Genomic DNA, 8072 nt, shown 5'->3' with positions numbered 1-8072 from the left:
GGCATTACTCACCCGTCCGCCGCTCGACGCCCATTAACGCACCCGAAGGATTGTTAGTGTCGTTTCCGCTCGACTTGCATGTGTTAGGCCTGCCGCCAGCGTTCAATCTGAGCCATGATCAAACTCTTCAATTTAAAGTTTTGATTACCTAAACTAATAGGTGTGACTCAACGAATACTGACTTCAAAACTAATATTCATGTAAACATGAACATATAATTCTAAAGCTATTATCATTCCAACAGAATGATAATGAATTGACTGTGCCAAATAACCCCTCTCTATATAGAAAGTAATTATTCGTATTGGTCACTCAGTTCATTGAAATCAAGTTTGTTACCGAAGTAACTGTTATTACGCTCTTTCGAAAAAGAACCAATAACGTTTTGATATTCATCAACGAGTGCCCACACAGATTGATAGGTTTAAATTGTTAAAGAGCTTCTCTTCGTTATGACTTACATCACTTCGGAAGAGGCGGCCATTCTAGCGATTTAATTCTCAGTGTCAAACACTTATTTGGAATTAATTCCTACTTTCTAAAAGTAGAAGCGAATCATCGCTTAAAGCTAGTTGCCTTACTAACATTCTTCGCTGAAGCCTTGTGGCGTCTACCGTGTCAGTGAGGCGGCATTATAGAGATGCCGCTCATATTGGCAAGCAATAAATGCGTTTTTTATTGAAAAAAGAGGTTAAGCGACGACATTTCAACCAAGGGCTTATTTATACCATTTTCACCCCAAGTTTCAAACAAATTACCCACAACAACCTGTGGATAACTACTCTCCACTATCAAAAAAGTAAGATAAACGAGCCCTAGGGTTTAGATACTCTCGAACTTGTTCAGGTAACTTGCTTGGGTGAACGGCATTAACGATTTTGATCTCTTTAATAAAGAGGTCAATGATCGGGGCTTGAGTTCTTGGCACGCTAGGATCATAGATAAGTACATTTGGATAAAGCATATGCTTAGCGTTAACGGATATCACAATCCCAATCGAATCATTTGAAAGCTGTACTACGGTTCCTGGTGGGTACACTCCCATGAACTTAACCAACAGACCCAAGTTATCTTGGCTATATAGATGTTTACAGCTCTTATATAAGTGAGACAGCGCCAAATACGGGATCATTTGTTGAGATTGCGTTTTACCATGGCAAAGGTTATCGAATGCATTAGCCACAGAGACTATCTTGGCAAATTCATCAATCTCGTGTTCTTTTAAGCCCTCGGGGTAACCAGAACCATCATTCTTCTCATGATGTTGAGCGATCACCTTTTTAGCACTTTCAGGAAAGTCATCAATTCCTGCAACAATATCCGCACCATATTTCGTATGAAGCTTCAGGTAGTTCTCTTCAGGTATTGTCAGGGCGCTTTGCTTTCTTAGTATCGCGACTGGTATTTTGATTTTACCTACATCGTGAAACAGTGCTGCGAAGGAGAGCTCTTTCAATTGTTGTGTATTATAGCCTTTGGCCTTACCTACCATCAGTGCAACAACCGAAACGTTTAAAGTATGAAAGTAAATGTCTTCGAAATCCGCTTTAGTATTCATAAGATGCAAGGTAACGTTATCATCGCTCACTAGGGTTTCAACGATATCATCAACAAGAGCCTTAACCTCCCCCACCGCATCTAAAGGTCTGTTACGGATCTTAGTCATCACAGAGCGCATTCGAGCAAGCGAACGTTCAAACTCTCTCTCGCAATGACTCACCCTGCGACGGTAAGAGCTAAGGGTTTCGATACGCTCATGCTTATCTTTCCACATTCTTTCCGTTTCAAGGCTTACCTGTGAATCAATATCAACTTCTTGTTCACCGACGTGATTAACAGGTAGAGGCGAGGTATCACTTTGGCTCAGGTTTATATAGACGTGCTTAATCCCAAGATGTCGAATTACTTTTACTTGAGCGTCATCTTTGATTTTAAAGCTGTTGAATAAAAATGGGTGTTCATTCCATTTTACGGGGAGTCGTATATGCAGACCGGGCTGAATTCGATCTACGGTAATCTTTATGCTGCCCATTTTTATATATAATATTGATGATTAATCTCTATTTATAATTCTAATAAAACCAAGCAGCAATTTCACTATCCAATTTCACAGGTTCAACTTAAAGAATCACAGTGCACCATCCAGCGTATACCAAACTTATCTTCTACTTTGCCAAATCGAGCCCCCCAAAACGTATCTGCGAGTGGAGTCATTATCCGCCCTCCCTTCTTTAGCTTTTCAAAGATTTGTTCTTGAGTCGCGGTATCTTCAGTCACAAGAGATAGAGCGAGATTGTTACCTTCAAGCTCCTTGGCTTTAACGCCATCAGACATCATCAGCTTCATACCAAACGCTTCGAACTCAGCATGCATAACCCAATCAGGTTGAGCTCCCTCTATTACCTGTGGTGCATCACTGAAAAGTTGTTTCGATAAAACCACACCACCAAAACACTTATGATAAAAATCCAACGCTTCACTACAACGACCATCAAAAAATAAGTAAGGGGTTACTGTCAGCATATTTCTCTCCTCTGTTAATCCTTTAAACATAGACAATAGAATAGAGAATGACAGGTAACATCATGATTTAAGATGATTAATTCATTATCAGAGCGAATAGCGAAGGGAAATTATGGGATTTAGGAATGAAACATCAAGATCTGTCTAATTAAAGAAGCCTTCTTGTCGCCACCGCGAAGGCAACGTTATCAGCTCTCCAGATACAACAAAGCCCCGACTTGAGTCGAGGCTTTGTCATTTAAATATGGTACCGGTAGGCGGACTTGAACCGCCACGCCCGAAGGCAACGGATTTTGAATCCGTCGTGTATACCAATTTCACCATACCGGCATTATCTTGGGGCATTGCCCTTTCGATGTTTGGCATTATACGTATGCGAACTGATGTGGCAAGTATAAAAACTTGAATTCATGTGTGTTTGCCGATAATTTCGCCACTAAGTCATAAGCTGTGCGTCATGTCTCTTTTCAGGCTAAGCCTTAAACTATATTCTGACGCCTCAATTTTTAAAGAAGTAATAACACATGACATCAACAAACACTCTGCCACCAGCAGGAATGATGCGCCGATTTGGTGCCTTGTTCTATGACGCTCTGATCGTAATCGCTATTGAAATGTTGGCGGCTGGCGTCATTGTCGCTCTACTGCACGCGCTCATGGCTCTCGGCATTTTTAACCACAGCGGTTATGCCGATGTTAGTGACTTCTTAACCAACCATCCGATTTGGAGCCCTGCATACACCTTTTACTTGGTGGCCGTTTGGGTCTATTTCTTTGTATTTTTCTGGACTAGAGCAGGTCAAACTCTCGGTATGAGAGCTTGGAAGCTGCGCGTTCAAAACAAAGATGGCTCAGCTATCACAGTAACTCAGGCGCTAATTCGCTTAGGTACTTCAGGTTTTGGATTGGCAAACTTGTGTGTTCCATTCGATCCTCAAAAACGTGGCTTTCACGATATCTGGGCAAAGACCGAAGTCGTTGTGTTACCACAAGCACGATAGCGTGATTTAAGTTAGCTCCAATTAAGATCAAAAAAGGAAGGCGTTAGCCTTCCTTTTTTCTAGTTACAGTTTTCGCCTCAAGAGCATGATGGCTATTCCAAGGAACACTACGCTCGGGGCTATTGCGCCAAAGGCGGGCGGTATTTGATAAACCAAACTCACCGGGCCAAAGAACTCACTGGATATATAGAAGGTAAAGCCAGCAATAACACCTGACAGTATTCTCGCGCCCATGGTTACACTACGCAGAGGACCAAAGATAAACGACAGTGCCATCAACATCATAACTGCGATCGAAATTGGCTGAGTTATCTTTCTCCATAATGCCAGTTCATAACGTGATGCATCTTGCTCTGAAGCTTTGAGGTAAGAAACATAATCATACAATCCACTTAACGACAACTCTTCTGGTTTAACCGTCACGATCGCAAGCTTGTCTGGTGCGAGTGATGTTTTCCAAGTGTATGTTGGCAAATTCTCTTTCGTTATCTGCAGTTCATTTTCAAACGAAGTGACGACAACATCTTTCATCGTCCAAACGTTGTCTCCAACGTAATCAACCTCTTTAGAATAGATAGCGGTTTTCAAAGCCTTATTTTCATCAAAGCGCCACATGTTCATGCCATATAGCTTGTCATCGTCGATTTTAACAATAAAGATGAAATCATTGGCATCACGAGCCCAGACACCGCTTTGCGTGGAGATAATATTACCCCCTGCTATCGATATGGTTCTTAAGTCACGAGCCATCTTTTGCGCTTGAGGTGCACCCCATTGCCCTAATAGCGTCACCACGATCATTAATGGAATCGCAGTCTTAAGTACAGACAAACCGATATCTAACTTAGAGAAACCCGCCGCCTGCATTACTACTAACTCAGAGCTCGCCGCAAGCATACCCAATCCGATCAATGCACCAAGTAAGGCTGCCATTGGGAAGAACATTTCGATATCACGCGGGATACTCAACAAAACAAAGTACAGAGCTTGGAGTAGATCGTAGGTACCACGGCCAACTTTTCTCAGCTGCTCTACATACTTGATAATCCCAGAGAGACCAACAAACGTCACCAATACCAGCGACGTGGTTGCGATGATGGTTCTGCCTATATATAAATCGAGAATCTTAAACACGGCTTAAGCCAACCTCTTATTCTTGAATTTTTCTTTCAAACGCCTTACTGCCACGCTATCCATAAAGTTTGCACCAATCGCGACAAATAACAATAACGCATTAATTGGCCACATGCCGATTACCGCAGGAATACTGCCCTCTTCGATTGAAGACTTAGTTGCACTGATTGCTAAGAAATAGGTGAGATAAATCAGTATTGCTGGGCCGATTTTCGCAAAACGACCTTGTCGAGGGTTTACCGCAGATAGTGGCACGACAAGCATGGTCAACAATGGAATACAAAGTACCAAAGAAATACGCCATTGTAATTCAGCTTTCGCGCTATTATTCGGGTTGCCGATAAGATCAATTGTAGGGATAGCTTCCCAATCTCGACCTTTCTTCTCAACTTCACGTTGACCGATCAGACCTTCGTACTCTTCAAAATGTGTCACCATATAATCAAGACGTGTAGGCACACCTTCATGGCGAGTACCATCGTACATCACGATAACCTGGCGACCATCGCTGAGCTCTTTTACATCTCCCGACTTCGAGAACATCACACTTGGAAGTACTGAATCGCGCGGGCGCATTTGAGCAACGAACACATTTTCTAATTTATTACCGTCGATATCATCAATAAACACCACAGAAGAACCATCCGGTGTACCTTCGAATTTGCCTTTCGGTAATAAATCAACGCTGTTCTCCGCTGCCACTTCTTCATACATTTGTTCAACTTTGTCTTGTGACCAAGGAGATAACCAAAATGAGTTAAAGGCAGCAACTGTCGCCGTAATCAAAGCAAGGTAAAGTGCAGATTGGATCAGGAATTTATTACCAATACCGGTGGCGTTCATGACCACTATTTCACTTTCAGCGTAAAGGCGTCCAAAAGTGAGCAAAATACCAATATAGATACTGAGTGGAAGCATCAACAAGCCCATCGCTGGCATATTTAAGCCAACAATCGACAATATTAGACTCGCAGGGATATCACCATCAGAGGCGTCCGCTAAAACACTGATGAATTTTTGGCTGAGAAACACGAGAAAGAGAACAAAAAAGATCGCAAATTGGCTCTTGATTGTCTCGCGGATCAAATATCTAACAATAATCACGCTCAAATTACCTATACAAAACTTGTTTTTTTGATTGAATCACTATAATTTCCCGTTGAACCTTTTATTTTTTTAAATTTTTAGCTAAGTGTTAGCGTTCTTCTTTAAGGTTAGTTCCATTATAGGATCCAACAAGTAAGAACCCATTATCTAACATTTAGTTCGATTTGTCTTCAGGATGTAGGAGTACGCATGGAGTTCAGTGTAAAAAGTGGCAGCCCAGAGAAGCAACGCAGCGCATGTATCGTTGTCGGTGTATTCGAACCGCGCCGCCTTTCTCCAGTAGCCGAGCAATTAGATAAGATTAGTGATGGCTACATTAGTTCACTGCTTCGTCGCGGTGATCTAGAGGGTAAACCTGGCCAGATGCTACTACTGCATCAAGTACCTGGTGTACTTTCGGAACGTGTTCTACTGGTAGGCTGTGGTAAAGAACGTGAGCTAGGCGAGCGTCAATACAAAGAAATTATCCAAAAAACCATCAGCACACTAAACGAAACTGGTTCTATGGAAGCGGTATGTTTCCTTACAGAACTGCACGTTAAAGGTCGCGATACTTATTGGAAAGTTCGCCAAGCGGTAGAAGCGACTAAAGATGGTCTTTACACATTCGACCAATTCAAGAGCAATAAACCAGAAACTCGTCGCCCACTACGTAAATTGGTATTCAACGTACCAACACGTCGCGAACTGAGCCTTGGTGAGAAAGCAATTTCTCACGGCCTTGCTATTGCTTCAGGTGTAAAAGCGTCTAAAGATCTGGGCAACATGCCACCGAACATCGCAAACCCTGCGTACCTTGCTTCTCAAGCTCGTCGTTTAGCTGACGATTACGAGACAGTGAAGACCAAGATCATTGGCGAAGAAGAGATGGAAAAACTGGGTATGACATCATACCTAGCGGTTGGCCGAGGTTCTAAAAATGAATCCATGATGTCTATCATGGAATACAAAGGCGCTCCGGATCCAGATGCGAAACCGATTGTACTGGTAGGTAAAGGTCTGACTTTTGATTCAGGCGGTATCTCACTTAAGCCTGGTGAAGGTATGGATGAGATGAAGTACGACATGTGCGGTGCTGCGTCTGTATTCGGTACAATGAAAGCATTGGCTAAATTGAACCTACCAATTAACGTGGTTGGTATCCTAGCCGGTTGTGAAAACATGCCTGGCAGCAATGCTTACCGTCCAGGTGATATCCTAACGACAATGTCAGGTCAAACGGTTGAAGTATTAAACACTGATGCTGAAGGTCGCTTGGTTCTATGTGACGCTCTAACTTACGTTGAGCGTTTTGAACCAGATTGTGTTGTCGATGTTGCTACGCTAACTGGCGCATGTGTTATCGCTCTAGGTCACCACATCAGTGGCGTTCTATCGAACCACAACCCGCTTTCTCACGAACTTGTTAATGCTTCTGAGCAAGCAAGTGACCGAGCATGGCGTCTACCTATGGCAGACGAGTACCATGAGCAACTAAACAGCCCGTTCGCTGATATGGCGAACATCGGTGGTCGTCCTGGCGGCACAATTACTGCTGGTTGCTTCCTATCTAAATTTACTAAGAAGTACCACTGGGCACACATCGATAGTGCTGGTACAGCTTGGAAGTCAGGCGCAGCGAAAGGCTCGACAGGTCGTCCTGTCTCAATGCTAGTCCAATTCTTATTGAACCGCAGCGGCCAAGAGACTGAAGAGCAATCTTCAAAATAATAAAAAGGGCCTACGGGCCCTTTTTTAATAAGCGCTATTTGTTAGACCCTGTTAACCAAGTAACATTGATATCCACGATTTTCAGTTCGAGTATTAAGTATGCAGACTGCTACATTTTACATTGTGCCTTCAGACAGCCCGCAAGCCAGCGAAGATGGTTTTGCTCACTATGTGCTGTTTCTTGCTCAGCACTTTGCGAAACAAGGCGCTAAACTTTATCTCAACTGTAATGACAAAGAACATGCCGAGTGTATTGCTGAAGTTTTCTGGCAAGTCGAACCCAGTGAGTTTATAGCGCACAACTTGGTTGGTGAAGGCCCGAAGTATTCAACCAACATCGAAATTGGCTATCAAGGCGTAAAACATAATTGGAATCGTCAGCTAGTAATTAATCTGGCCGATAATCATACAACCTTTGCGAACGCCTTTGCTCAGGTGATAGACTTCGTCCCTTGCGAAGAAAAAGCTAAGCAACTCGCTCGAGAAAGGTATAAAATTTACCGTCAGGCTGGATATCAGCTACAAACTATCGAGATTCAACATCCATAGTCAAACCTCATAGTTAAAGCTATCTTTGGATTTAGATTCAAGAAGCTT

The 8072-nt window shown here is 42.8% G+C and carries 7 protein-coding genes, 1 tRNA gene and 1 rRNA gene; 3 read left to right on the top strand and 6 right to left on the bottom strand.

Annotated features, from left to right (window positions below; translation table 11 throughout):
• The 4 genes from L4C44_RS20580 to L4C44_RS20565 form a co-directional block, all read right to left on the bottom strand.
• A 16S ribosomal RNA gene (locus L4C44_RS20580) occupies positions 1-134 on the bottom strand; the annotation flags it as partial.
• A 644-nt stretch (positions 135-778) separates the two neighbouring features.
• Entirely contained in the window at positions 779-2032 is a 1254-nt protein-coding gene (locus tag L4C44_RS20575) for a cyclic di-GMP phosphodiesterase (protein WP_285953147.1), read from the bottom strand.
• 83 nt (positions 2033-2115) lie between these two features.
• Complete coding sequence (locus L4C44_RS20570) at positions 2116-2523, bottom strand: VOC family protein (RefSeq protein WP_048605864.1); 408 nt, start codon at positions 2521-2523, stop codon at positions 2116-2118.
• 245 nt (positions 2524-2768) lie between these two features.
• Positions 2769-2853, bottom strand: a tRNA-Leu gene (locus L4C44_RS20565).
• Between the two features lie 194 nt (positions 2854-3047).
• Between L4C44_RS20565 and L4C44_RS20560 the strand changes: the two genes are divergently transcribed.
• Positions 3048-3524, top strand: coding sequence for an RDD family protein (locus L4C44_RS20560; RefSeq protein ID WP_428805641.1), 477 nt, complete (start codon positions 3048-3050; stop codon positions 3522-3524).
• A gap of 63 nt (positions 3525-3587) precedes the next feature.
• Here the strand turns inward: L4C44_RS20560 and lptG are convergent, their stop codons facing one another.
• Together lptG and lptF are read right to left on the bottom strand one after the other, a co-directional pair.
• Entirely contained in the window at positions 3588-4658 is a 1071-nt protein-coding gene (gene lptG / locus L4C44_RS20555) for an LPS export ABC transporter permease LptG (protein WP_428805640.1), read from the bottom strand.
• A 3-nt stretch (positions 4659-4661) separates the two neighbouring features.
• Positions 4662-5762 (bottom strand): LPS export ABC transporter permease LptF, encoded by a 1101-nt coding sequence (lptF, locus tag L4C44_RS20550; protein WP_146489810.1) that lies wholly within the window; start codon positions 5760-5762, stop codon positions 4662-4664.
• A gap of 192 nt (positions 5763-5954) precedes the next feature.
• Between lptF and pepA the strand changes: the two genes are divergently transcribed.
• Together pepA and L4C44_RS20540 are read left to right on the top strand one after the other, a co-directional pair.
• Entirely contained in the window at positions 5955-7475 is a 1521-nt protein-coding gene (gene pepA, locus L4C44_RS20545) for a leucyl aminopeptidase (protein WP_017058936.1), read from the top strand.
• Between the two features lie 99 nt (positions 7476-7574).
• Positions 7575-8024, top strand: a complete 450-nt coding sequence (locus L4C44_RS20540) for a DNA polymerase III subunit chi (RefSeq protein ID WP_136979701.1) — start codon at positions 7575-7577, stop codon at positions 8022-8024.
• Positions 8025-8072: the final 48 nt, after the last annotated feature.

The sequence above is a fragment of the Vibrio satsumensis genome (genome assembly GCF_050337435.1).
GTDB classification, from domain to species: domain Bacteria; phylum Pseudomonadota; class Gammaproteobacteria; order Enterobacterales; family Vibrionaceae; genus Vibrio; species Vibrio satsumensis.
This window is presented reverse-complemented; position numbering and strand designations above follow the sequence as displayed.

Bases quoted from the DNA above. Each gene is read 5' to 3' on its own strand.
- L4C44_RS20575 (WP_285953147.1), bottom strand. From the start codon at position 2,032: ATGGGCAGCATAAAGATTACCGTAGATCGAATTCAGCCCGGTCTGCAT.
- L4C44_RS20570 (WP_048605864.1), bottom strand. From the start codon at position 2,523: ATGCTGACAGTAACCCCTTACTTATTTTTTGATGGTCGTTGTAGTGAA.
- L4C44_RS20560 (WP_428805641.1), top strand. From the start codon at position 3,048: ATGACATCAACAAACACTCTGCCACCAGCAGGAATGATGCGCCGATTT.
- pepA (WP_017058936.1), top strand. From the start codon at position 5,955: ATGGAGTTCAGTGTAAAAAGTGGCAGCCCAGAGAAGCAACGCAGCGCA.
- L4C44_RS20540 (WP_136979701.1), top strand. From the start codon at position 7,575: ATGCAGACTGCTACATTTTACATTGTGCCTTCAGACAGCCCGCAAGCC.